The 23,336-nt window shown below is 69.4% G+C and carries 22 protein-coding genes and 1 tRNA gene; 11 read left to right on the forward strand and 12 right to left on the reverse strand.

The features are described 5' to 3' along the window. Positions 1-116: 116 nt before the first annotated feature. The gene (rpsT, locus tag AC3B5L_RS10125) at positions 117-377 is read left to right on the forward strand and encodes a 30S ribosomal protein S20 (RefSeq protein WP_187661676.1); all 261 of its coding nucleotides are present in this window, start codon (positions 117-119) and stop codon (positions 375-377) included. A gap of 62 nt (positions 378-439) precedes the next feature. Here the strand turns inward: rpsT and holA are convergent, their stop codons facing one another. Further along, entirely contained in the window at positions 440-1,477 is a 1,038-nt protein-coding gene (holA, locus tag AC3B5L_RS10130; RefSeq protein WP_025103705.1) for a DNA polymerase III subunit delta, read from the reverse strand. 346 nt (positions 1,478-1,823) lie between these two features. On the opposite strand from holA, the gene AC3B5L_RS10135 reads away from it, so the two are divergent. Continuing rightward, the gene (locus AC3B5L_RS10135; protein WP_259952196.1) at positions 1,824-2,363 is read left to right on the forward strand and encodes a DUF5067 domain-containing protein; all 540 of its coding nucleotides are present in this window, start codon (positions 1,824-1,826) and stop codon (positions 2,361-2,363) included. Positions 2,364-2,450: 87 nt separating this feature from the next. Here AC3B5L_RS10135 and AC3B5L_RS10140 read toward each other — a convergent pair whose 3' ends face one another. Next, positions 2,451-4,814 (reverse strand): ComEC/Rec2 family competence protein, encoded by a 2,364-nt coding sequence (locus AC3B5L_RS10140; protein WP_363332621.1) that lies wholly within the window; start codon positions 4,812-4,814, stop codon positions 2,451-2,453. A gap of 256 nt (positions 4,815-5,070) precedes the next feature. Here AC3B5L_RS10140 and AC3B5L_RS10145 point away from each other — a divergent pair, with 256 nt between their 5' ends. Further along, entirely contained in the window at positions 5,071-5,340 is a 270-nt protein-coding gene (locus AC3B5L_RS10145) for a hypothetical protein (RefSeq protein WP_259955050.1), read from the forward strand. After that, positions 5,341-5,613 carry a hypothetical protein gene (locus AC3B5L_RS10150; RefSeq protein ID WP_268777390.1) on the forward strand — a complete coding sequence of 91 codons (273 nt, stop codon included), beginning with the start codon at positions 5,341-5,343 and terminating at the stop codon, positions 5,611-5,613. Between the two features lie 68 nt (positions 5,614-5,681). On the opposite strand, the gene AC3B5L_RS10155 is transcribed toward AC3B5L_RS10150, so the two are convergent. The 4 genes from AC3B5L_RS10155 to AC3B5L_RS10170 form a co-directional block, all read right to left on the reverse strand. Next, positions 5,682-6,281, reverse strand: a complete 600-nt coding sequence (locus tag AC3B5L_RS10155) for a ComEA family DNA-binding protein (RefSeq protein WP_187661680.1) — start codon at positions 6,279-6,281, stop codon at positions 5,682-5,684. Between the two features lie 95 nt (positions 6,282-6,376). Further along, entirely contained in the window at positions 6,377-6,796 is a 420-nt protein-coding gene (locus AC3B5L_RS10160) for a hypothetical protein (protein ID WP_259955052.1), read from the reverse strand. A gap of 9 nt (positions 6,797-6,805) precedes the next feature. Next, complete coding sequence (gene leuS, locus AC3B5L_RS10165) at positions 6,806-9,370, reverse strand: leucine--tRNA ligase (RefSeq protein ID WP_259955053.1); 2,565 nt, start codon at positions 9,368-9,370, stop codon at positions 6,806-6,808. Between the two features lie 46 nt (positions 9,371-9,416). Then, positions 9,417-10,739, reverse strand: coding sequence for an anthranilate synthase component I family protein (locus AC3B5L_RS10170; protein ID WP_259955054.1), 1,323 nt, complete (start codon positions 10,737-10,739; stop codon positions 9,417-9,419). 41 nt (positions 10,740-10,780) lie between these two features. Between AC3B5L_RS10170 and AC3B5L_RS10175 the strand changes: the two genes are divergently transcribed. From AC3B5L_RS10175 to AC3B5L_RS10185, 3 genes are read left to right on the forward strand one after another with little or no spacing between them, the layout of a single operon-like run. Then, the gene (locus tag AC3B5L_RS10175; protein ID WP_259955055.1) at positions 10,781-11,452 is read left to right on the forward strand and encodes a DedA family protein; all 672 of its coding nucleotides are present in this window, start codon (positions 10,781-10,783) and stop codon (positions 11,450-11,452) included. Positions 11,453-11,456: 4 nt separating this feature from the next. After that, positions 11,457-12,482, forward strand: coding sequence for an App1 family protein phosphatidate phosphatase (locus AC3B5L_RS10180; protein WP_187661683.1), 1,026 nt, complete (start codon positions 11,457-11,459; stop codon positions 12,480-12,482). 1 nt (position 12,483) lies between these two features. After that, positions 12,484-13,347, forward strand: coding sequence for a 3-methyladenine DNA glycosylase (locus tag AC3B5L_RS10185; RefSeq protein WP_259955058.1), 864 nt, complete (start codon positions 12,484-12,486; stop codon positions 13,345-13,347). Between the two features lie 3 nt (positions 13,348-13,350). Here the strand turns inward: AC3B5L_RS10185 and AC3B5L_RS10190 are convergent, their stop codons facing one another. Genes AC3B5L_RS10190 through AC3B5L_RS10210 form a run of 5 tightly spaced genes read right to left on the reverse strand, consistent with a single transcriptional unit; the run spans position 13,351 to position 17,690 of the window. Beyond that, the gene (locus AC3B5L_RS10190) at positions 13,351-14,574 is read right to left on the reverse strand and encodes a glycoside hydrolase family 3 N-terminal domain-containing protein (protein WP_259955060.1); all 1,224 of its coding nucleotides are present in this window, start codon (positions 14,572-14,574) and stop codon (positions 13,351-13,353) included. A gap of 5 nt (positions 14,575-14,579) precedes the next feature. Next, positions 14,580-15,236 (reverse strand): SDR family oxidoreductase, encoded by a 657-nt coding sequence (locus AC3B5L_RS10195; protein WP_187661685.1) that lies wholly within the window; start codon positions 15,234-15,236, stop codon positions 14,580-14,582. Positions 15,237-15,264: 28 nt separating this feature from the next. Next, on the reverse strand, positions 15,265-15,792 hold the full coding sequence (locus tag AC3B5L_RS10200; protein WP_259955061.1) for a DUF3592 domain-containing protein: 528 nt from the start codon (positions 15,790-15,792) through the stop codon (positions 15,265-15,267). Beyond that, positions 15,789-16,580 carry a hypothetical protein gene (locus AC3B5L_RS10205; protein WP_259955062.1) on the reverse strand — a complete coding sequence of 264 codons (792 nt, stop codon included), beginning with the start codon at positions 16,578-16,580 and terminating at the stop codon, positions 15,789-15,791. Before AC3B5L_RS10205 ends, AC3B5L_RS10200 begins: the two co-directional genes overlap by 4 nt. 42 nt (positions 16,581-16,622) lie before the next feature. Then, entirely contained in the window at positions 16,623-17,690 is a 1,068-nt protein-coding gene (locus tag AC3B5L_RS10210; RefSeq protein ID WP_259955063.1) for a flavin-containing monooxygenase, read from the reverse strand. Between the two features lie 135 nt (positions 17,691-17,825). On the opposite strand from AC3B5L_RS10210, the gene AC3B5L_RS10215 reads away from it, so the two are divergent. The 3 genes from AC3B5L_RS10215 to AC3B5L_RS10225 all read left to right on the forward strand — a co-directional run bounded on the left by AC3B5L_RS10215 (position 17,826) and on the right by AC3B5L_RS10225 (position 21,386). Continuing rightward, positions 17,826-17,898 (forward strand) — tRNA-Ala (locus tag AC3B5L_RS10215). 172 nt (positions 17,899-18,070) lie between these two features. Next, a complete protein-coding gene (locus tag AC3B5L_RS10220) occupies positions 18,071-20,125 on the forward strand; it encodes an acyltransferase family protein (RefSeq protein ID WP_259955064.1) in 2,055 nt (684 codons plus the stop codon). A gap of 124 nt (positions 20,126-20,249) precedes the next feature. Beyond that, positions 20,250-21,386, forward strand: coding sequence for a hypothetical protein (locus AC3B5L_RS10225; RefSeq protein WP_259955065.1), 1,137 nt, complete (start codon positions 20,250-20,252; stop codon positions 21,384-21,386). Between the two features lie 85 nt (positions 21,387-21,471). On the opposite strand, the gene AC3B5L_RS10230 is transcribed toward AC3B5L_RS10225, so the two are convergent. Beyond that, a complete protein-coding gene (locus AC3B5L_RS10230) occupies positions 21,472-21,894 on the reverse strand; it encodes a hypothetical protein (RefSeq protein ID WP_187661691.1) in 423 nt (140 codons plus the stop codon). Positions 21,895-22,066: 172 nt separating this feature from the next. Here AC3B5L_RS10230 and AC3B5L_RS10235 point away from each other — a divergent pair, with 172 nt between their 5' ends. Beyond that, positions 22,067-23,272 (forward strand): DUF3500 domain-containing protein, encoded by a 1,206-nt coding sequence (locus AC3B5L_RS10235; RefSeq protein ID WP_259955066.1) that lies wholly within the window; start codon positions 22,067-22,069, stop codon positions 23,270-23,272. Positions 23,273-23,336 lie beyond the last annotated feature (64 nt).

Raw genomic sequence — 23,336 nt, forward strand, 5'->3', positions numbered from 1 at the left:
GTACTGGTAGACTCGACTCTTGGCTTGCGTGTGGGTTCTTCCCTCACGACCGCCGTGCAGCAGCCCTCTTCTGCTGCCGGCACTCCGAATAACTCCTGTACAGAAAGCGTCCACACGTGGCAAACATCAAGTCGCAGATCAAGCGCAACAAGACCAACGAGAAGGCTCACGAGCGCAACAAGGCCGTGAAGAGCGAGCTGAAGACTCTCGTCCGCCAGACCCGCGCGGCCGTCGCCGCCGGCGACAAGGCCGCCGCCGAGAAGAACCTGAAGAAGGCCTCGGTCAAGCTCGACAAGGCCGTCAGCAAGGGTGTCCTGCACAAGAACCAGGCGTCGAACCGCAAGTCGGCGATCGCCAAGCAGGTCTCCGCTCTCTGAGCTTCTGACTTCCGGAAAGCCCGTCTCCTCGTGAGGCGGGCTTTCTGCTTTCGCGCAGGGGCTTATCCCCCGAACGGCTCGCGGGTGGCGATGACCGTCACCATCCGCTCGAGCGCGAAGATGGGGTCACGCGCCGCACCCTTGACCTCGGCGTCGGCACGCGCGGTGGCCTGGATCGCCATCCCGAGGGAGCGCTCGTTCCAGCCCGCCAGGTCGCGACGCGCGCGGTCGACCTGCCAGTCCTTCATCCCGAGGCGCTGGGCGAGCTGCCTGCTGGGTTCACGGTTGCCGGCGACGCGTGCCATCGTGCGCAGCTTCATCGCGAACGCGGCGACCATCGGCACGGGGTCGGCACCGGAGGACAGCGCATGGCGGAGCGCCACGAGAGCCTCGCCGTAGCGACCGGCGATGGCGGTGTCGGCGACGACGAACGCCGACACCTCGACCCGGCCGCCGTAGTACTTGGTGACGACCTCTTCCGTGATGTCGCCCTCGACGTCGCCGATCAGCTGCTGGCAGGCGGCCGCGAGCTCGGTGAGGTCGTCGGCGAAGGCCGAGACGAGCGCCCGGAGCGCAGGTGGAGCGATGCGCTTCTTCGCCGCCTTGAACTCCCCCGCCGCGAAGTCGACCCGGTCGCCGTCGCGCTTGATGGCGGGGCAGGCGATCTCAATCCCGCCACCGGTCCCCGCACGCAGGGCGTCGAGGAGCTTCTTCCCACGGACACTGGCGCCCGTGTGCCGGAGCACGACCGTCGCACCCTCCTGCGGGTTCTCCAGGTACCCGATGGCCTCCTGAAGGAAGGCGTCGGAGCACTTCTCCACGCCGGATACGCGGACCAGTCGCGGCTCACCGAACAGGGACGGTGAGGTGAGGGAGAGCAGTGTGCCGGGAGCATAGTCGTCGGCACGGACGTCACTGACCTCGAGTGCCGGGTCCTCGGCACGGAGGTAGTCGCGCACCCCGGCGATCGCGCGCTCGGCGCAGACCTCCTCCGGGCCCGAGACGAGCACCAGCGGCGCGGGATGCGGCTCCCGCCAGGACACCTGCGGGATCTTCGTGGCCTTCGCGCCGCCACGGGAGGGAGGACGGGAAGCTGCCATGGGACCAGCCTACCGGCGGTGTCGGACACCCGACTCAGGGCGGCGCGACGTCGGTCCAGACGCGAGAACTTGCGCCTTCCTATTATCAAGCCGTCCGCAACGCAGTTGCGGAGCCGATGGGCGAGCGATCGTCGAGCGTCGATACCCCGAATCGTGTTTCACCGAGGTTGGGCCGGAGACGATTCACCTCAAATGATGACGTGCTGATAACAATCGCGCCAGCCCGCTCATCTGGCGATCTCCAGCCCGTCCGTCCACCACTAGCGTGAGATTGCTGACGTCACGTCAGCAATCTCACTTACGCTTGGGGGACGCGCTGATGCGCCTGTCAAAAAACAATTCCGTCGTGCTCGCTCTGGTGACCACGGCACTCCTGCTCAGCAGCTGCTCAGCACCTGCGGCTGAGCCGAAGCCGCAGACGACCACTGCAGTGTCGAGCGATGGCACCTCGGACGAGTCGGAGACGACCACCGACGCATCGTTTGCCAACAACGTCCTCACTCTACCCGCGTACACGATCACGATCACCGACACGAAGAAGATCGCCGTCGGCCAACCAGGCAACGAGTATGGCGAGAAGCCTGTCATCGCGTTCTGGTACGAAGTCACGAACAACTCCGATGACACGATCGATCCGTCCATCGCGTGGATCGGCACCTTCACCGCGATCCAAGACAACGACCCGAACGCCGTCAACGAGCTCGGCATCGGCATGCTCCCGGACGAGCAGTTCCTCGACTCCCAGCTACAGGACATCAAGAAGGGCGGCACGGTCGCCAACGCTGTTGCCTACGAGCTGGACGACGAGACCACCCCGGTGGAGCTTGTCGCCTCTAACGACCTCGGCGTGACCGAGATTGGACGCGCAACGTTTACGCTGCAGTGACCCACTGAGCGCGGCACCGAACGGCTCCCGGCGCATGCTGGGGCCGTTCGAAGTCAAGAGCCAGGTGCGTTGCCTCGTGAATGGCACTCAGGGCGGCGCGACGTCGGTCCAGACGCGGAGGACATCGTCCTCGATGCCGAGCAGGGTGCGGCCGTCGCGGTCGGTGCGGTAGACCTGCGTCCCGAGAGCCGACAGGAGATCCAGGGTCTCCCGACGCGGGTGCCCGTAGTCGTTGTCGGCGCCGACCGTGATGAGCGCGACCCTCGGCTGCACAGCGTCGTAGAGGGCGGGTTCCTGGTCGGCGCTGCCGTGGTGGGCGACCTTCACCACGTCGTATCCCGTCAGCGGCGTGCTCCGGAGCAACGCGCGCTGCGGGGCAGCGGAGAGGTCACCCAGGAAGAGCGCTCGGGGCACTCCTCCCCCGACGAATTCGGTGACGACGCTCGCGTCGTTCCCTGGCGGGAAGGCGGCACTGTGCGGCAACGGCCAGAGCACCCGCCATGCCGCTCCGCCCAGCGCGCCCCGGTCCCCGGCGTCGACCGGCCGGAGGGCTCCGCCCGCTCGGGCCAGGCCGTCGAGCGCACGCGCATCGGCGGCATCGGCAGGTGGTCCATGCAGCACCGTGCCCACTTTGCCTTCGAGTGCCGTCGCGCCTCCGATGTGGTCCGCGTCGAAATGTGTGAGCACGAGGAGGTCGATGTGGTCGATGCTCAGCGAGCGCAGACAGGCGTCGAGCGCCGTCGGGTCCGGTCCCGTGTCGATGAGGGCCACGGCGTCCTGCGAACGCACCAGGACCGCATCGCCCTGGCCCACGTCGCACGCAGCGATCGCCCACCCGTGCGGCGTCACGAGCGAGGCGAGCGGACCGTCGATCAACGCACGGGAGGCGCCGACGGACGCGACGACGATGAGAACGCCGGCCGCCACGCGTCGAGCGGCGGGGAGCACAGCGCCGGGCGTCCAGGCCCGTCCCGCGCGAACCGACGCCGTCACGACGTCGGTTCGCGCGACTTCCCGGACGCGCGGCCCTCCGCGGCAGCACACGACGGCGATCGCGACGCTCACCAGCGTGACCACCGCAGCGCTGCCGAGGCCGGCAGGGAGGAGCACCTGAGCACCCGGGAGTCCGGCGGTGACCCGCGCGACCGTCGCGATCCACGCCGACGGCAACCAGGCAGACGCGGCGAGCAGATCCGCGACGACGGGGACAGGGGCAGCGAGACAGGCGAGGAGCCCGATCACCGTCGCGAGCGGCGCGGCCGGCTCGGCGAGGAGGTTCGCGACGACCGAGACGAGCGACTGCTGCTCCGCGAACAGCGCGATCACGGGCGCGCACGCGAGCTGCGCCGCCAGAGGCACCGCGATCGCGAGGGCGAGCGGGCGGGGCAGCCAGCGCGCGATCCCGTCCGCCAGCGCCGGGGCGAGGAGGATGAGTGCCCCGGAGGCCACGGCGGACAGCGCGAATCCCGGCGTCGATGCGAGCCAGGGATCAACGATGAGGAGGGCGGTCACGCACACGGCCAGGATTCCGGCACCTGCGCTCGGCCGCCCGACGAGGATCGACAGCATGCCCGCCGCGGCCATCGTGGCGGCCCGGATGACGCTCGGCTCCGGCGTCACGAGCACCACGAAGGCGGCCAGCGCCACGACGGCGAAAACGACCCGCAACGCCCGCGCCCCTCCGCACAACGCGACGATCCCGAAGACCGCAGCGACGACGATCGCGCAGTTCGCCCCGGATACGGCGGTGAGGTGGCTGAGGCCGCTGGTACGCATATCGGCGTCGACCGCGGCGGGCACGGCGGTGGTGTCGCCCACGGCCAGCCCGGGAAGGAGTCCCGCACCGGGTTCCGGGAGTCGGGTGGCGCGCTCGACGAACGACCGTCGCAGGTCGGCAGCGATTCCGAAGACACCCGGCGCCGCTCGCTCCACGGTTCCCACGGTGACGAAGACGACGAGCCCCGCCCGCTCCCCCGGATCCGTTCCCACACTCTCGCCGGTCACCCGCACGACCGCACCGAGGACGAACCCCTCAGCCTCCGCGATCCCGATACGCACCGGTCCGCTCGCCAGCCCCGCGGCACCCGGCGCACCGATGCCGCTCAGCTGCACGTCCATCCACAGGCGCCCGTCCCGCCCCACGGACGCCGATGACGACACCTGCCCCACCGCTTCGACGACCCTGCCGTCCCACTCCCTCACGGCGTCGCGGTCCGCAGACTGTACGAGCACGGTGAATGCCACGGCGGCCCCCGCCGCGAGGACCACGATCATCAGGCCGCTCCACGTCGCGGCTGCCGGACGCCGGAGCGCGAGCACGGCGCCGATGATCACCGCGGATGCCAGGCATCCACCCGCAAGCCACCCCGCCGTTCCCGGCACGAAAACGCAGATCAAGGCCACACCCCACGCACCGACCGCTACCGGCAGCAGGCGCAGATCACGGGTCACCCGGTTCCCCGCTCGGGCCCCGGGGACGATCGCTGCGGCTCATGCATCCGATCACCCTAGAGTCGCGCCGGTGCCCACTCCCCCCACCGCGACCGCCGCTGCACGAGCGGAGGACAACACCTCTCGAGGTCAGGACGTGGAGGAGCACTCTCCGAGGGCGGAGAGACAGTCGGCGTCGGGCGCGACCGTTCCATCAGCCTGACTGCGGCAGACAGGCGTAGCGTGGGGTTCACGACGACACCGCTATGCTTCGCGCATGACTGAATCTCTGGGGGATCCTCCGGACGAACTCCCTGTGGCCGAGCGCAAGCTCAGCCGTCGGGGATGGCTGATCACGCTCCTCGCAGTGGGGTGGCTCGCAATGACAATCGGCGCAGCATTTCTTGTCGCCGACCTCACCGGACGATGGATCCCTACCGTCTTCCTAGGACTCACGTTCGGCCTCGGTGTGTTCATCCCCGTGATGCGAGATCAAAAGCGGCGGAGACGGGAACTCTCCGATGCGGGCAGCGGTCCGGGGAAATAGATGGCTGCGCCTGACCCCGCACCGTCCCTGATCCAGCAGCGCCTCGCTCTCGGACGCTTGCGTCTGACCGCTCTCTTCATGATGATCGGCTGGGGCGCAGTCGCGGCACTCCGGGGCGTAGGCATCCATGACGTCGCCGATTTTGTCAACTGGATCGCCTTCCTCCTACCGTTGGCGCTGGCGTCGTACGGAGTGAAGCTCTGGTTCGACTACCGCCGCAAGGTGCGTGCCTTCGAGGCTGCCCACGGACCGGACGCTGGCAAGCAGCCGTAGCGCGACGCTCCTCTCTCGCCCCTGCGCACTCCGGGACAATGGCAGCGGCGCCCGAGGCGTGACGCTCGTCACACGCGTACCCCGTCGCGCAGCCCCTCCAAGACCTTCTCCCCGATCCCCGGTACCGCCAGGAGGTCGTCCACCGTGCGGAACCGACCATTCTCCTCGCGCCACGCGACGATGCGCTCGGCAAGCGCCGGCCCGATTCCCGGAAGCTCTTCCAGAGCTGCCTCATCCGCGGTGTTCAGGTCGACGGCGCCGTCACCGGGAGGCCCGGCCGAAGGGTCGGCGACGGCACCCACGACCGGCACGAGGATCTGCTCCCCGTCCTCGACCCGTCGGGCGAGGTTGACCCCCGCGAGGTCGGCGGCATCCGTCGACCCGCCGGCGGCCGCGAGAGCATCGACGACCCGGGAGTCGGTTCGCAACACGTACAGACCCGGGCGCTCGACCGCCCCGAGCACATGCACGTAGATCTCCGCGGGCGCGGACTCGACCGAAGCCGAGCTCTCCGCGAGCGGAACGGCCTCGACAGACGACGGTCGGCCCTGCAACAGCCCGAGGCCGACGGCCGTGGAAAGCGCGATGATCGCCAGCACGACCGCCGCGCCGAGCCCGAGGCGGAGCCTCCGACGGGGCGGAGGAGGTGGAGGCGGCGACGAGGTCATCCGGTCACCCTATGCGTCGCGCCCACCGCATCCCGACCCCGGATCCGGGGAACGTGGACAGGTGCTCAGACGGGACCCGCCGTGGAGGACAGCCGTCAGCCCTTCGCGCAGGACAGATTCGCGTGCACCTCGACGACCCTCTGGTCATCGGGATAGCCCGCCTCCTCCAGAGCCGTCCGCACGTCTTCCCGCACGGCCTCCAGGTAGGCGGAACCGCGGAGCCGGATCGCGGGAACCGTGTCGAGATCGGGGTCGTCATCGAGGAGGCGGTACCAGTCGTCCCACTGCCGGTCACTGACGGTCGCCTCCTGCAGAGCGTCGGCAGCGATGCGCTCGGCTTCGGCGGGCGGGTTCTCCACCGCCGGAGCCAGCCACCACCCGATCTCGCACGTCCCGCCCAGCGACGGCACCGACTCAGAGCGATCCGGCCCGCCGATCGGGGGCACGATCCCGCATCCGCTCAGAGCCAGCGCCCCGATGAGCAGGCACGCGCCCCAGGACACCCGTCCCCGCACGCCGAGGACTCAGCCCTTGACGACGATGCTGACGATCTTCGGGGCCCGCACGACGACCTTGACGATCTCGCGATCACCGATCGACCGGATGACGCGCTCATCGGCTCGTGCCAGCGCCTCGAGCTCGGCCTCGCCGATGCGTGCCGGCACCTCGAGCTGCGCGCGCACCTTGCCGCCGATCTGCACGACCGCGGTGACGGTGTCCTCGACGAGGAGCGCCGGATCGGCGGAGCGCCACGACACGAGTCCGACGGACGGCTCGTGCCCGAGGATCTCCCACATCTCCTCCGCGGTGTGCGGGGCGATGAGGTCGAGCATGACGGCGATGGTCTCCGCCGCCTCACGGACGGCGGGGTCGGCAGCACCGGCAGCGCCGTCGATCGTCTTCCGGGTCACGTTGACCAGCTCCATCAGGCGGGCGACGAGCACGTTGAACTTCGTCTGCTCGACCAGCGCGGGCGCTTCGGCGAGCAGCTTGTGCGTCGCGCGGCGCAGCGCCGCGTCGCCCCCGTCGAAGACGACGTCGACCGGGCTGGCGACCTCGTGGGCGACACGCAGGGCGCGCGACAGGAACTTCTGCGCACCGGTCATCGAGACGTCGGCCCAGTCCTTGTCGTCCTCCACCGGACCGGCGAAGGCCAGCCCGACGCGCAGGGCGTCGGCGCCGTGGGCGTCGAGCTCCTCCTGGAACAGCACCAGGTTGCCCTTGCTCTTCGACATCTTCTGCCCGTCGAGCAGGACCATGCCCTGGTTGATCAGGTTGGAGAAGGGCTCGGTGAAGTCGATCAGCCCCATGTCGAAGAGGACCTTCGTGATGAAGCGGGCGTACAGCAGATGCAGGATCGCGTGCTCGACGCCGCCGATGTACGAGTCCACCGGTGCCCAACGTGCCGCCTGGGCCGGGTCGAACGCCTGCGTGTCGCTGTTCGGGGACAGGAACCGCAGGAAGTACCAGGAGCTGTCGACGAAGGTGTCCATCGTGTCGGGGTCGCGCAGCACCGGGTCACCGGTCTCGGGATCGGTCGTGCGCACCCAGCTCTCCGCGCCGCCCAGCGGCGAGGTGCCCTTCGGCTTGAGGTCGAGGCCCTCCACGCTCGGCAGTTTCACGGGCAGTCGGTCCTCCGGCACGGGGATGATCCGGCCGTCTTCGGCGTGCAGCATGGGGATCGGGGTTCCCCAGAAACGCTGACGCGAGATCAGCCAGTCGCGCAGGCGGTAGTTCTTCGCCGCGCGACCGGTGCCGGATGCCTCCAGCTGCTCGATGGCGCGGGCGATCGCGTTGCGCTTGGACAGTCCGTTCAGCGGACCGGAGTTGATCATGCGCCCCTCGCCGGTGAGCGCGACACCGGTCTTCGCCGGGTTCTGCTCGTCGAGCGCGGCATCCGCATCGATCGGGACGCCGTCCTCGTCCACCTCGATGACCGGCATGGCACCGGTCACCGGAGCGGTGGTGTCGACGACGACCTTCACCGGCAGGTCGAACGCGCGTGCGAAGTCGAGGTCACGCTGGTCGTGCGCCGGGACCGCCATGACGGCGCCGTGCCCGTAGTCGGCCAGCACGTAGTCGGCGGCCCAGATCGGGAGCTTCTCGCCGTTGACCGGGTTGATGGCGTAGCGGCCCAGGAACACGCCCGTCTTGGGGCGGTCGGTGGACTGACGGTCGATATCGGTGGTCTTCTGCACCTCGGCCAGGTACGCCTGGAAGCGCTCGCGCACCTCCGGCTCGGCGTCGGCGGCGAGCTCCGCGGCCAGGTCGCCATCCGGGGCCACGACGAAGAACGTCGCACCGTGCAAGGTGTCGGGGCGCGTCGAGAACACCGTCACCGGCTCCTCGCGCCCCTCGATGCGGAAGTCGACGTCGGCGCCGACCGAGCGGCCGATCCAGTTGCGCTGCATCTGCAGCACCTTGTGCGGCCAGAATCCCTCGAGCTGGTTCAGGTCGTCCAGCAGACGGTCCGCGTAGTCGGTGATGCGGAAGTACCACTGCGTGAGCTTCTTCTTGACGACCTCGTAGCCGCAGCGCTCGCAGCGCCCATCGACGACCTGCTCGTTCGCCAGCACGGTCTGGTCGTTGGGGCACCAGTTCACCGGGCTCTTCTTGCGGTAGGCCAGGCCGCGCTCATACATCTTCAGGAACAGCCACTGGTTCCAGCGGTAGTACTCCGGGTCGGAGGTGTGCAGCACCCGGCTCCAGTCGAACGAGACACCGTACTGCTGGAAGCCGACCTTCTGCTGCGCGATGTTCTGGTACGTCCATTCGCGCGGATCGGCACCCTGACGGATCGCGGCGTTCTCCGCCGGCAGACCGAAGGAGTCCCATCCGATCGGGTTCAGGACGTTGTGACCGCGGTGACGCCAGAAGCGGGCGACGATGTCGGAGTAGAGGTAGTTCTCCGCGTGCCCCATGTGCAGGTCACCGGAGGGGTACGGGAACATGGCCAGCACGTAGCGCCGCGGCCGGGTGTCCTCGTCGCCGCCCGTGAGGAACGTCTCGTGCTCCGCCCAGTACTTCTGCCACTTGGCCTGGATGGCGTGCGGCGAGGAGAACTCCTCGTCGACGGGAGCGGTGGACATGTTCTCGGACAACGAACGCACGACCAATCTGAAGGAAAAAACGGGATCAGTTCAGGATATCGGAACGCCAGGTCGCGGGCATTTCCGCGCCCAGCGCCGCGAGGGGGGCCCTGGCCTTGGTGGCGACCTCACGCACCTCGGCCGCCGGCACCGAACCCCAGGTGATCCCCCCGCCCGCGCCGACGAACGCCGCATCCGCGTCAACCACGATGCTGCGGATGACCATCGCGAGATCGAGAGCCCCGTCCACGCCGATGTAGCCGAAGCAGCCGGCGTAGATGTCGCGAGGAGCGCCCTCGAGATCGTGCAGCTGCGTCATGGCCGACAGCTTCGGGGCCCCGGTCATGCTCCCGGCGGGGAACGCCGCCTCCAGCAGCACTCCGACGGTGATCCCCTCCGCGGCCGTGCCGCTGACCGTGCTCACGAGTTGATGCACGGCCGGATAGCTCTCGACTTCCCAGAGGCCTTCGACGCGGATCGACCCCGGAACGCAGACCCGGGAGAGGTCGTTGCGCATGAGATCGACGATCATGACGTTCTCGGCCCGCTCCTTCGGGTCCGCGGCGAGCTCTGCGGCGAGCGCGGCATCAGTCACGGCGTCGGTGCCCCGAGGACGAGTCCCCTTGATGGGACGGGTGCGGATGACCCCACCGCTGGCGTGAAGGAACTGTTCGGGGCTGGCGCTCAGGAGCGCACGTCCTCCGATGCGCAGGAAACCGCCATGGTGCGCCGGTGTGGCGGCCCGGAGCTGCTCGTACACGGCGACGGGGTCGTGGGTGCCTGGCACGGTGAACCGCGTCGTGAGGCAGAGCTGGTAGGCGATGCCCGCATGGATGAGGTCACGGCAGCGGCCGATGAGCTTCTCGTACGCGTCGGGGGTGTGTCGGGCCTCCGCGACCGGACGGGCCTCCGCCGCACGGACGCGACTCTCCGCACGGGGCGCGGTCAGAAGGGACTGCAGCCAGCGCTCCCCCTCGTCGTCGGTCTCGCCCTCGGGGGACAGCAGCCACAGTCGGCGCGCGCCGTGATCGAACGCGAGAGCCCTGGTCACGCGCAGCCAGGTCCGAGCGTCCGGTTCCATCTCCCCGGCGACCGGCGCCCCCGCGAGAGCCGCACCGCTCTCGTAGTCGCGCCAGCCCACCCATCCCCCGCGTAACGGCGGCATCCCCGCTTCCACGGGATCGGTGTCGAGACGTACGTCCCCGGGCAGCGGTTCCGCGACGCCAGTGCCGAGGAAGCTCCATCCCTCGACGGCGTCAGCGCCCGCATCGAGCCAGAACACGTCCGCCTCCCGCTGCGCGAGCGCCGGGAACAGACGCTCCGACGCCACCCAGGACGGCAGCGGTCGGGGGCTCAGGCGGTCGGGCACCTTTCCAGCCTAGGACCGGGCCGCTCCCGTATCCTCATGGGGTGGACGACCTCCTGCTCTGGCTCCTCGACACCGTGCAGTCGATCGATCCGGTCACGCGCACACTGGTCGCCGGTCTCGCCGTCATGCTGGAGACGAGCATCCTCATCGGCCTCATCGTCCCGGGCGACACCATCGTCATCATCGCCTCGATGGGCGTCGCCACTCCCCTGGAGGGCATCGCGATGGGGGTGGCCGTCGTCGTCGGCGCCCTGATCGGGGAGAGCATCGGGTTCTGGCTCGGCCGCTGGCTGGGCCCCTACATCCGCGCCTCCTGGCTGGGTCGACGGATCGGCGAGCACAACTGGGTCCGCGCGGAGAACTACCTCGCCCGGCGCGGCGGCATCGCCATCTTCCTCTCCCGCTTCCTCCCGGTCCTGCACTCCCTCGTCCCTCTCACAGTGGGGATGAGCGAGTACCCCTACCGGCGCTTCCTGGCCTGGACGACCCCGGCCTGCATCATCTGGGCCTCGGCGTACGTGAGCGTCACCTCCCTGGCGGCCGGGAGCTTCCGCGAGCTCGTCGACCGCGTGCACTTCGCGGGGTACCTGTTCGTCGGAGTCATCGCCCTGTTCCTCGTCCTCGCCTATCTGGGCAAGAGGCTGCTGCACCGTCTCGAAGCCCGTCATCTGGAGGCCCCGGCGACGGAGTCCGACGCCGACGTGAAAGACTGAGGCAATGGCCCCCGCACCCCCGGCGCCCAGGATCCACTGGTTCGCCCGACTCGAGCACCGTCTGCACGTGTGGCGCGAGGGACGAGCGCGCCGCCGCGGTCGCAACGCCACTGTCCTGCCCTTCCCCGGCTACGGAGGCCCCGGATGGGTGCGCGTGCTCGGCCGGGTGCTGATCGTCCCGCCGCAGCGAAACAACCGTGACGGCGAGCCGGCGAGCATCCGCGGCTGGCGCAGCTTCGTCGGCATCCCCGTGGGTTTCGCCTCGGTCAGCGTGCACCTCGGAGACGGCACTCATCAGGTCGTCGCCGACCGCGGCGGCGTGATCGACTCGGTCATCCGCGCCGAGCTGGAACCCGGCTGGCAGACCTTCACCATCACCGTCGAAGGGCAGGAGCCCATCGAGGCCCGCGCCTTCATCGTCGCGGAGAGCACGCGGTTCGGCGTCGTCTCCGACGTCGACGACACCGTCATGGTCACGGCGCTCCCTCGACCATTCATCGCCTTCTGGAACTCGTTCGTCGTCGACGAGCACGCGCGCATCCCGGTACCGGGCATGGCCGTGCTGCTCGACCAGCTCCTCCGGCAGCACCCCGGAGCGCCCATGATCTACCTCTCCACGGGTGCCTGGAACGTCGCACCCACACTCTCCCGGTTCCTCGGCCGGCATCTCTTCCCCGCCGGCTCGCTGCTGCTGACCGACTGGGGTCCCACGCACGATCGCTGGTTCCGGAGCGGGCGCGAGCACAAGCTCACCAACCTGCGCCGACTGGCCACCGAGTTCCCCGACGTGAAGTGGCTGCTCATCGGCGACGACGGACAGCATGACGAGGCCATCTACACGCAGTTCCAGGAGGAGCACCCGGATTCCGTCGCGGGTGTCGCGATCCGTCGACTGCTGCCCGCGGAGGCGGTGCTCGCCGGCGGTCGTGCCGAGATGGAGTCCCATGATGCGGACGAGGCGCCGTGGGTGAGCGCAGAGGACGGCGCGGGCCTTCGCGACCAGCTCGGCGACGCCGGCATCCTGCAGTGACATGATCCTCACGCGTGATGACTGGCTGCGGCGGGAGGACGCGCATCGGCAACGGGCCGACGCGCTGACGGCGGCGCACCGGGAGCGCGTCGCGCGCGGCGAGAAGCACCCCGTGTGGGACTTCCTCTTCACCTACTACGGCTACAAGCCCGCGCAGCTCCGCCGCTGGCACCCCGGAGCGGGCGTGGAGCTGCAGGATGCGTCCGAACGGGCGGCGTGGCGCTGGTACGTCCCCGGGAACACACCCGACGGCGTCGTGCCCGATGCGGAGCGCTTCGCGGCCGAGAAGCCCGAGCTCGCTCGACTGGTGGCCCTCATGCTGCGCCGCACCGGCTCCCGTCCCGGGCAGTTCGGCTGCTTCGGGCTGCACGAGTGGGCGATGGTCTACAACGCCGCGGAGCATCGGCACGCCGTCCCCCTTCGGCTTGGTCAGGCGGGCACGGATGCGGTGGTCGAGGCGCACGACCTCCGCTGCACGCACTTCGACGCCTTCCGGTTCTTCACCCCGGATGCGGCGCCCCGCAACCGCACGGCTTTGACGAGAGACGACCAGCCCCTGTTCGAACAGCCCGGCTGCTTGCACGCCGGCATGGATCTGTACAAGTGGGCGATGAAGCTCGGGCCGCTGATTCCCGGCGAACTGCTCCTGGACACGTTCGAGCTCGCGCGCGACATCCGGCTGCTCGACATGCAGGCGGCCCCCTACGATCTCTCGGCCTGGGACGTCGAACCGGTACGCATCGAGACCCCGGAGGGCAAGGCGGAGTACGTCCGACGCCAGCGCGGCTTCGCGGAACGCGGTGCCGCTCTCCGCTCTTCCCTCCTCGCCGCCTGGCTCGCACCCGAGGGTCGCGCCGCGGCCTGAGGGTCAACCCGCAGGGGCGCAGTCGCCGCAGACACTCCACGACGACGTCGTATCGGAAAGCTGCAGGCGCAACGCGAGCACGCGCGTCGCAGCATCCGCGAGGCGATCGGCGGGCAGAGTGCCGGCATCGACCGCCGCGGCGATTCCCGCAGCCATCTCTCCCGCCGTCCGGGCATCGGAGCCCGCGATCATCAGCACCAGATCATTGCCGGCCGCCACCGCCGCGACGCCGTTCGCGACCGGATCGGCATACGCCGGGTCCCCGGAGGAGAGCAGCATGCCGAGGTCATCCGTGACGGACACCCCGTCGAAGCCGAGCTCGCCCCGAGCGATGCGATGCCACTCGGCGGACAGCGAGGCCGGCCGCGCGTCCACCGCCGTGTAGGCGAGATGGCCGTACATCAGCAACGAAGCACCGGCTTCGATGCCGGCGGCGAACGGGAGCCCGTCCGCTTCTCGCCACGCGGCCTTCGTCATCCCCGTGCTCGGGATCGCGTGATGCGAGTCGCCCGGCGCCGCTCCGTGCCCGGGGAAGTGCTTGAGCGTCGAAGCCACGACATGCTCCTGCCCCTTCGTCGCGGCGGCGGTGCGGTCGGCGGCACTCTGCGGATCGGTGCCAAGAGCCCGCCCGAAGATGAAGGAGCCGGGGTCGGCGGGGACGTCGGCCACCGTGCCGAAGTCGACCGTGATCCCCGCCCGAGCCACGAGCGCGCCACGGGCTGCGAAGGCCGCCGCGGTCTCGGCGACCGGGCGACTCTTCAGAGTCGGCGACGCCGGGTAGGTGTCCCAGGGCAGCCGCGAGACGATGCCCCCTTCCTGGTCCACCGCGATCAGCGGGGGCAGAGCGGGATCGATCGTCAGCGCTGCCGTCAGCGCGCGGAGTTCCGACTCGGACTCCGGGATGTTGCCACCCATGAGGATGAAGCCGCCGAGCCCCGACTGCATGTAGGCGCGAAGCGCCGCGGGGTCGCTCCCGCCGATGTGACCCATCACGATGGACGAGGCCTGCTCCGCGGTGCTCATCTCCGCGACGAGGGCGGCGGCATGATCCCGCAGGCCGTCGCCGTCGGCCGCCTGCACGGTCACCACGTCTGCCGGCGGGCTGGACGGTGCCGCCGACGACGAGGCGGCGGCCCCGGCGCCCACGGCGGTGATCAGCGCGGTCAGGGCCGTCGCGGCACCGAGGCCCCGCCGCATGCGGCGCCCGAACGAACGAGCCGGGTTCATGGCTCTCAGCGCGCGAGCGCCTCGACGATCGGTACCGAGGTCTCCTCGTCGCCGTTGCCGAAGCGGATCGTGCGCCCGATCGTTCCGGGGTCCTCCAGGGCCGCGACGATGACAGCCGCGACGTCGGCACGGGAGACCTCGCCGCGCCCCTCGGGGTCGATGCGGATCCGCCCGGTCGGGTCGTCGAAGGTCAGCGCGCCGGGGCCGAGGATCGTCCCGTCGAGGCCCGAGGCGCGGAGGTGCTCGTCGGCAGCCCACTTCGCGTCCGCGTACGGGAAGAAGGAGTCGTCCTCCGGGACGCCGTGGTCGGCCGTGGAGCCGATCCACGACACCATGACGTACCGCCGCACGCCGGCGCGCTCCGCCGCGTCCATCGTCCGCACCGCCGCGTCCCGGTCGACCGCGTAGGTGCGCTCGGGACTGCCGCCGCCGGCGCCCGCGGACCACACCACGGCGTCGTGCCCGCGGATGATCTCGGCGAGGGCGTCGACGTCCATGGTCTCGATGTCGGCGACGAGCGCGATGGCGCCGCCGTCTTCCACCTCGGACACATGATCGGGATTCCGGATCACGCCCGTGACCTCATGTCCTCGGGCGACGAGGAGCGGGGCGAGCAGCAGAGCGATGCGGCCGTGGCCGCCGAAGACGAGGATGCGCGACATGTCTTCACCCTACGCGCCCCCGCCGACGTCAGCCCGGCGTCTGCGAGCTGTCGATGACGAAAGCCTGCGGATGCGACGGCAGATACCGCACGACGACAGGCGCGCCGGTCGGGATCCACGCGTCGCGATCGGGGTACACGGCAGGAGTGAAGAAATCGCTCTCCAGGGTGTACTCGGTGCCGTCCGCCGCCGTGAACGTCACCCAGTCCCCGTCGACGGTTCCCGTCGTCGGGCGGCCGTTCTCGAAGACGTATGCGCGGGTCACCGGGACACCGGTCAGGCTCAGGATCCCGACGATGAGAGAGCCGAGCATCACGAAGGCCAGTACGCGGAAGACCAGGCGGACCACGGTGCCGCCGACGTTCCCGCGGGATCGGCTCTCCGCGGGGAGCAGCCCCTCGCGTTCGCGGACGGCGCGCAGGGACCCGCCGCGCGTCGTTCCCCGCGCGGAGATCGCGAACAGCCCGAGGATCGAGAACGCCGCGATGAAGACCATCGCATAGCCGTGCGCGGCCGGGAAGTTCACCAGCCACATCAGCGTGTCCAGGGGGTTCATCGTGCCGCCTCCTTCTCGATGGTGACGGCGACCGTGTGCGGATCCTCCCGTCGGTAGAACGCCCAGACGGGAGCCCCCACCTGCAGCCGCGAGACGGCCTGCGGGTAGACGAACACGGTGGTGTCAGCCTCCCATGGCTCCGCGCCCTCCGGGGCCACCAGCACCTTCAGCGCGAGCTCGCTCTGCCCCTCGCGACGCCGCCCGGTCGGACGGACCTCGACGACGGAGGCGGGAACCTGGGTTCCCGTCGTGCGCGCGCGGACCTGGGACGGGTCGATGAGGCCGCGGTCGATGCGCCACTGCAGCATCGCCTCACGGACGGTCGGGTCGCTGAGATCGGCGAGCTCGACCGTGTCGGGGTCCTCGAGGCTGTAGCGGACCGGGACGGGCTGTCCGACCTGCAGCGCTCCTACGTCACCGGCATCGAGCAGCATGCGCAGCTGTCCGATGAAGTCATCGCCGACGCTCGGGCTGACCCGGATGAAGAGGTCGTACTGAGGCACATCGTTCACGGTCACCCCAGTGCGGGACATCTCGACGATGGTGCCGACGCCGATCTGCACCGGCCCGCGGACCTTCTTGCGCCGCGCCAGACCCGACATCGACCCGCCGAAGGTGAGCAGCAGGCCCCAGGCGACGCCGATCACGATCGGTCCGCCCAGGCCGTCCTCACCCGCGAAGGGGAGGATCGACTCGCGCTGGTTCACCCCGAACAGGCCTTCACCCACCCACACCACGAGCCACGCGGACAGCAGCAGCCAGACGACGGTCAGGACGATGCGCAGCATGCCTCCCAGCGTATCCATAGGAGCCGCCCCTGGACGAACCGGTCAGGACGAGACCGGGGTCCCCACTCCCTCGAGGGCGCGGACGACGCCGGCCGCAGCGGCTCGCCCCGCCCGGTTCGCGCCGATGGTGCTCGCGGAGGGACCGTAGCCGACGAGCTGCACCCGGGGATCCACCACCGCCGTCGTGCCTCGACCCCCGCGGTCGAGCTGGATCCCGCCGGCGGCACTGCGCAGGTGGAGCGGGGCGAGGTGGCCGATCGCGGGTCGGAACCCCGTCGCCCACAGGATCACGTCCACGCGTTCGAACGCCCCGTCGGCCCACCGCACGCCGTCGGGCTCGATCCGCTGGAAAAGCGGGCGACGGTCGGCATACGCCCCGAGACGCTCCGCTTCCCGTTCCTGGGGGCGCAGCATGAGACCCGTCACACTGACCACGCTCTCCGGGGGCAGGCCGGCCGCCACACGCCTCTCGACGAGCGCGACGGCAGCAGCGCCGGCCTCCGGCGTGAAGTCGTCGTCGCGCCAGACGGGAGGGCGACGGGTGACCCACAGCGTCTCCGTGAGGGGGGCGAGGGCGCCGAGGAACTGCACCGCGGACGCACCGCCGCCGACGACCAGGACTCGCTTGCCCGCGAAGTGCTCCGGCCCCGGGTAGTCCACGGTGTGGAACTGCTCCCCGAGGAACGTCTCCATCCCCGGGTAGTGAGGGACGAAGGGTTGCGTCCAGGTCCCGGTCGCGTTGACGAGGGTGCGGGTGTGCCACTCCCCTTCGTCGGCCTCCACGACGAGGACCCCGTCGTCATCGTGGACTCGACGGACGTGCACCGGCCGCAGCACCGGCAGATCCTGGGCCTTCTCGTAGGCGGCGAAGTACTCCGGCACCGCGATGTTCGCCTGGCGCTCGTCCCGCGGCGGCGCGGTGTCTCCCGGGAGCTCGGCGACCCCGTGCACATCGCGCATCGTGAGGGCGTCCCACCGGTGCTGCCAGGCTCCCCCGGCCCGAGCATCGGCGTCCAGCACGACGTGCTCGATTCCGCGGCGACGCAGATGGAAGGACGCGGACAGCCCGGCCTGGCCGGCGCCGATCACGAGGCTGTCGAGGATGCTCACGATGGATCGAACGCCGTTGCACCGCCGGATGTTCCGCGTGTCCCGACGCGCCCGGGCGGCCCGCGCCGATTGGTGCGGATGCGGATTCGTGTAGTAGTGTTTTCACGTTGCCCGGAGCACTCCGGAGCAGCGTCTGGGCCTGTGGCGCAGCTGGTAGCGCACCTGCATGGCATGCAGGGGGTCAGGGGTTCGAGTCCCCTCAGGTCCACGAAAAACCCTCGGTTCGCCGGGGGTTTTCGTGTGTCTGGAGCCCGTGACATCCCGCGAGGTCAGGCCCTCGCGCCGCATCAGGCAGTTGCGCCACCTCCGGCCTGATCTCGCGCGATCGCCTGCCCGGGAGCATACGAAAACGACACGCTCTCGTTTATAGCGTGTTACACATGAGCACTCGACCCGCCCCTCCTCAGGGACATCTCCCGCATATCCAGGGGCTTCGGGCTCTCGCGGTTCTCGCCGTCGTCCTCTACCACTTCTGGCCTGCGCGCTTCAGCGGCGGGTATGTCGGAGTGGATGTCTTCTTCGTCATCTCCGGCTTCCTCATCACGGGGCATCTGGTTCGCGAGCTCACGTCGACGGGGACGGTGCACATCGGTCGATTCTGGGCCCGTCGGGCCCGACGCCTCCTTCCCGCGTCCCTGCTCGTCCTTCTGTTCTGCGTGACGGTCGTCGCCCTCCGCCAGTTGACTCCGATCTCCGCTCTCTCGGAGGAGCTCCGCCAGATCGTCACGTCGGCCTTCTCCGTGCAGAACTGGTATCTAGCGAGTGCGGCCACGGACTATCTCGGCCAGACGGGAGATCCGACCACTGTTCAGCACTACTGGTCACTGTCGCTGGAGGAGCAGTTCTACGTCCTCTGGCCTGTGCTCCTCGTCCTCACCGGATGGCTCGCGGTGAAGCGCATCCACGGCGAACACCGAAAGGTCATCGCCGTCGTCGTCGGAGTCCTGTCGATAGCCTCGTTCGTCTCCTGTGTGGCGCTGACCGCAGCGTATCCCGCGCCCGCCTACTTCGTGACTCCCGTCCGATTGTGGGAGTTCGGGGTCGGCGCCCTGCTCTCCCTGCTCCCCGCGCTGCGCGCGCGGCGCCCCCTCACGAGCGCTCTGCTCGGAGGGGCCGGGCTGGTCGCCATCCTGTTCAGCATCTCCTTCTTCGACGGACAGACCGCGTTCCCCGGATACGCGGCCGCCGTGCCGACGATCGGCGCAGCAGCCGTGATCGCGGCGACGAATGCAGCACGCTGGTGGCTCCCCGCACGCCTGCTGGCCATCCGCCCCCTGCGATTCACCGGGGACATCTCTTTCAGCCTCTACCTCTGGCATTGGCCGCTCATCGTGATCGCTCCTTCCGTGCCCTTCTGGGGCCTCTCCCTCGCTCACCGCCTGGCCCTCCTCGCGCTCTCCTTCGTCGTGGCCTGGCTGACGAAACGATTCATCGAGGATCCCGCCCGAACCTGGCGCGCGCCCTCGCTCAGGCGCCCGCGGGTCGTGCTCGCCCTCGCTCTCGCGGGGATGACGGTGGTCGGCGCCGGCGCGGGAGCCGCGTGGGCGGTGAATGCTCCGACCTACGAACGCGACGCGACTGCTCTCGCGGCTGTCCGCGCACACCCCCCTGCGTGTTTCGGAGCCCAGGCGGTGCTCGACATCCGCTGCGCGGACAGCCGGAGCGCGTCCGTCATACCGACCCCTGGATTCGCCGGCGCGGATCGCCCCACCGAGCAGAAGTGCTTCGTCCAACTGAACGATTCTCGTGCCGTGGCCTGCCGTTTCGGGTCACGGACGACGGACGCCCCGTCGATCGCGCTCGTCGGAGACAGCCACGCTTTCCAATACGTGAGCACCCTCAGGGCGATGGCGGAGAAGGAAGGCTGGTCGCTGACGAAGTACGTCAAGGGGGCGTGCCCGTGGAACACGACCCCACTGGCGACGGGCGGCGCATTCGGAGCAGCCTGCTCGGAGTGGCGGGACGAGGTCACGGCCGCACTGGAAGGCGGCGACTTCGACGTCGTCTTCACGACGGCCCTGGCCGCGACCCCCTTCGCGCAGGCAGGACACGAGTCCACCCTGCATGCCGCCGCCTCCGGATACCGGGCGGCCTGGTCACGTGTCATCTCCGAGGGCACACGGGTGATCGCCCTGGTGGACAACCCGGCCTGGGCGACGGACCCGAACAAGTGCCTGCAGACGCGAAGCCCGGAGGCCTGCTCCGTATCGCGCGACGATGCCCTCGCCGCGTCGGACCCGATCAGGGCTGCCGGCGAGGACTTCCCGGGGGTCACAGTGCTGGACTTCACCCCGGTGTTCTGCTCGTCGAGCGAGTGCCTCCCCGTGATCGGCGGGGCCAACGCCTACCGCGATCAAGACCACTTGACCACCACGTTCACCGACACCTTGGCGCCACAGCTGAGGGCGGCACTGCGGGACGCGATCACGAGGTGACAGCCTCGCGGGTTCAGGCACTCACTGCGCATCAGGCGGTTGCAGCATGTCTGGCCTGACGTGGCGCGCTCGCCTGCGCAGGAGCATATGAAAACGACACAGCCTCCGACGTAGCGTGTTACACATGCACGCTTCCGTCACCCGGTCTCGCGGTCGCCGCGCCGTCACCGTGATCCTCAGCATCCTCGCCGTCATCGCTCTCGGTATCGGCGGGGTGATCGCATGGCGCCTGCTCGCCCCGGCGCCATCGAACTGGGAAAGCCTTGATGCCACCGACAAGGAGATGCTCACGCAGCTGTCGGAGCAATACGACATCACGGCGACACACGCTGCGGAGATCTGGACGGATGCGTACCGGTACGAGGACCAGCCGCTGGTGCTGCTGCGCACGGACGGGGAGAAGAGCTCCTTCTGGTCGCACGCGATCCTCGTCAACATGAGCGGCGTCACGGACACGTCGGGCATGGCGAAGATCGACGTCCCCGGGGCCTCCCACCTCGATGACGTCCGCATCAGCCGGACGTTCGCCGTCGGGGAATGGCTGCTGTATGCCCCGTCGAACTTCGCTGTCATCGATGTGAGCGACCGCGACGTCCTCGCGTTCAAGTACAACCAGGCGATGCTCGACACCGAGACGACGACCTCTCAGGGCTTCCAGCGCTTCTCCCTGCACGAGAACTTCCACGTCACGAAGCAGGGGCTCGACCCGGAGGCTCCCGGCGCCTGGCCATGGGGAGCCGGTGGGCTCATCCCCGACTACCCGCACACCGAGGCACAGTACGAGCTGCTGCGTGTCGAGGCGCGTATCTTCGACCGGGTGGAGACGGAGACGGACCCGCAGGCCCTGGCCGTCCTCGCGTCCGACCTCGCCACCGTTCGGATGGCGCGCTACACGACGTGGCCGACCCTGAAGGCGGAGATCGATCTGGAGGCGATCGAGGGGACCGCCACCTACGTCGAGCGGGCCTTCGACAGGGCGCGAGGACTCACCCCGGTGCAGCGGACCTTCACCGATGGCCTCGAAGGTCTGATCTCCGATCCCGAGCAGCAGATCGTCCTGGAACGCGACTACTCGTACTTCACCGGTGCCCAGCTCGGACTGCTTCTCGACCGAATCGCCCCGGATTGGAAGACGCAGATCGAGCCCGCTCCCACCGGTTCGGCGTCGACTCCTTTCGCGACGCTGCAGCGCGTGACCGGGGTGACCACCGCGCCCGACGACGCAGAGCTCCGCGCGATCGTTGACCGCTACCTCCCTTAGCTCATGCCATCGCGCGACAACAGGCCCCCCTGGGAGGGGACGCCTGTTGTCGCGCGAATGCCTGAGGCGATGCGGACCGACCGACTCAGTCGAGGACGGCGCGGCAGGTGACGGAGCCCGCCGTCGCGATCTCCTCGTCCGTGCGAAGGACCTCGAGGTTCGCGTCACCTGCGTCCTGCACGATCGCGCACGCCACGGTGGCTCCGGGGTTCTCGATGACGACAGCCGCCTCCTCCCCCTCGGTGACGATGGCCTCGATGGTCATAGCGCCGGCGCGGGCATCGACGACCGTCTCCTCCGTCTCCTTGGTCCCGAACACGAAGCCCTCGGCGAAGGCCGTGTCCTGGTAGCGGATCGTCTCGTCGCCACTCAGACCGTGGAGCTCGTACGTGATGCGGTAGTCGGTCGGCTGGTTGAACAGGTAGTAACCGGCGGCGCCCAGTCCTCCGATGACCGCCAGACCGGCGGCGATGGAGACTCCCAGGACGATTGCTCTCTTCGTGCTCATACCTCCACGCTGTCACCGGCGCTCTCGTCGCGAATCGGTCGGTCGATGTATGCGCCCCCTCCATGCGGATGAGGTCCTGGTCATCCGGAAAAACACGGTATCCCCGCACCTCATAGGATGCGCATCGACGGCGCAAAGGAACCCCATCGATCACCTTCCTAGCGTGGTGGGCATGAACACGACTCCCTCTCCCGTCACGAAACGCCTCGCCTGGCTCTCCGGCCTCGTCCTCGCGGGCGGCCTCGTCTTGAGCGGCTGCGCGGCGGCCACGACCGCCGAACCGACGATCTCCGCGTCATCCTCCGCCGCGACCTCAACGGCGGCGTCGACGGACGCCGGGTCGACCGCGGAGACGATCGCCGACACGTCCGCCGCCGCTGCGGCCTTCCTCGCCACGCTGAGCGACGAGCAGAAGAAGGCCGTGTCGTACGACTTCGACGACGAGACGAAGACGACGTCGTGGTCGAACTTCCCGGTGACCTTCGTGCAGAGAGCGGGTCTGAACCTCGCCGACCTGACGGAGGAGCAGCGGACCGCGGCCCTCGCCGTGATGGAGTCTCTCCTCAGCGACGAGGCCTACGCGACCGTCACCGGGATCATGGGCGGCGACGAGTACCTCGCCGAGAACAGCAGCAGTACCGAGGATTCCCTCGGCCAGTACTACATCGCCTTCTTCGGTGATCCCACGGCGACCGACAGCGCCTTCGAGGTGCAGTTCGGCGGACACCACCTCGGCATCAACGCCACGCTGGACGGCGACGCCGACGCGATCACCTTCGCTCCCACGCACCTCGGGGTCCAACCCGCTGTCTACACCGACGAGGACGGCGAGGAGGTGCAGCCGTTCGAGGGGATCTACACGGACGCGTTCGCGTTCTTCGACAGCCTCACCGCCGACCAGCAGGCCACGTTGACCTCCGGCGATGTGAGCATGTGCGCACCGGGCGACACCTGCGACTTCGCCACCGGAGCCGGGCTGTCGGGGGCCGACCTCTCCGACGAGCAGCGGGATCTCCTTCTCCAGCTCATCGCCAACTGGGCCGGGATGAGCGACGAGGAGACCACCGCCGCAGCGCTGGCGGAGATCGACAAGACCCTGGACGACACCGTCATCGCCTGGTCCGGGGCGACGGTGTACGACATGACCACCGGGAACGGCATCGACTTCTCCATCTCCGGGCCGAACGTCTACATCGCCTTCCAGGCACAGCAGGGCTCGGCCGGCGCCGACGTCGACGGTGTGACGACATCGGGCTGGGGACATGTGCACACCATCTACCGCGATCCGACGAACGACTATGCCAACAGCGTCACCCAGCAAGCCTCTGCCGGGATGAGCGGCGGTCCCGGGGGCGGAAGCACTCCCCCCGCATCCTGACGCCCGACGCCCGTACCCGTCCAAGCCGCCACCCGTCAACGGCCTCCACCACCATCGCGTACAC

The sequence above is a fragment of the Microbacterium sp. C-MGS6 genome, assembly GCF_058140415.1.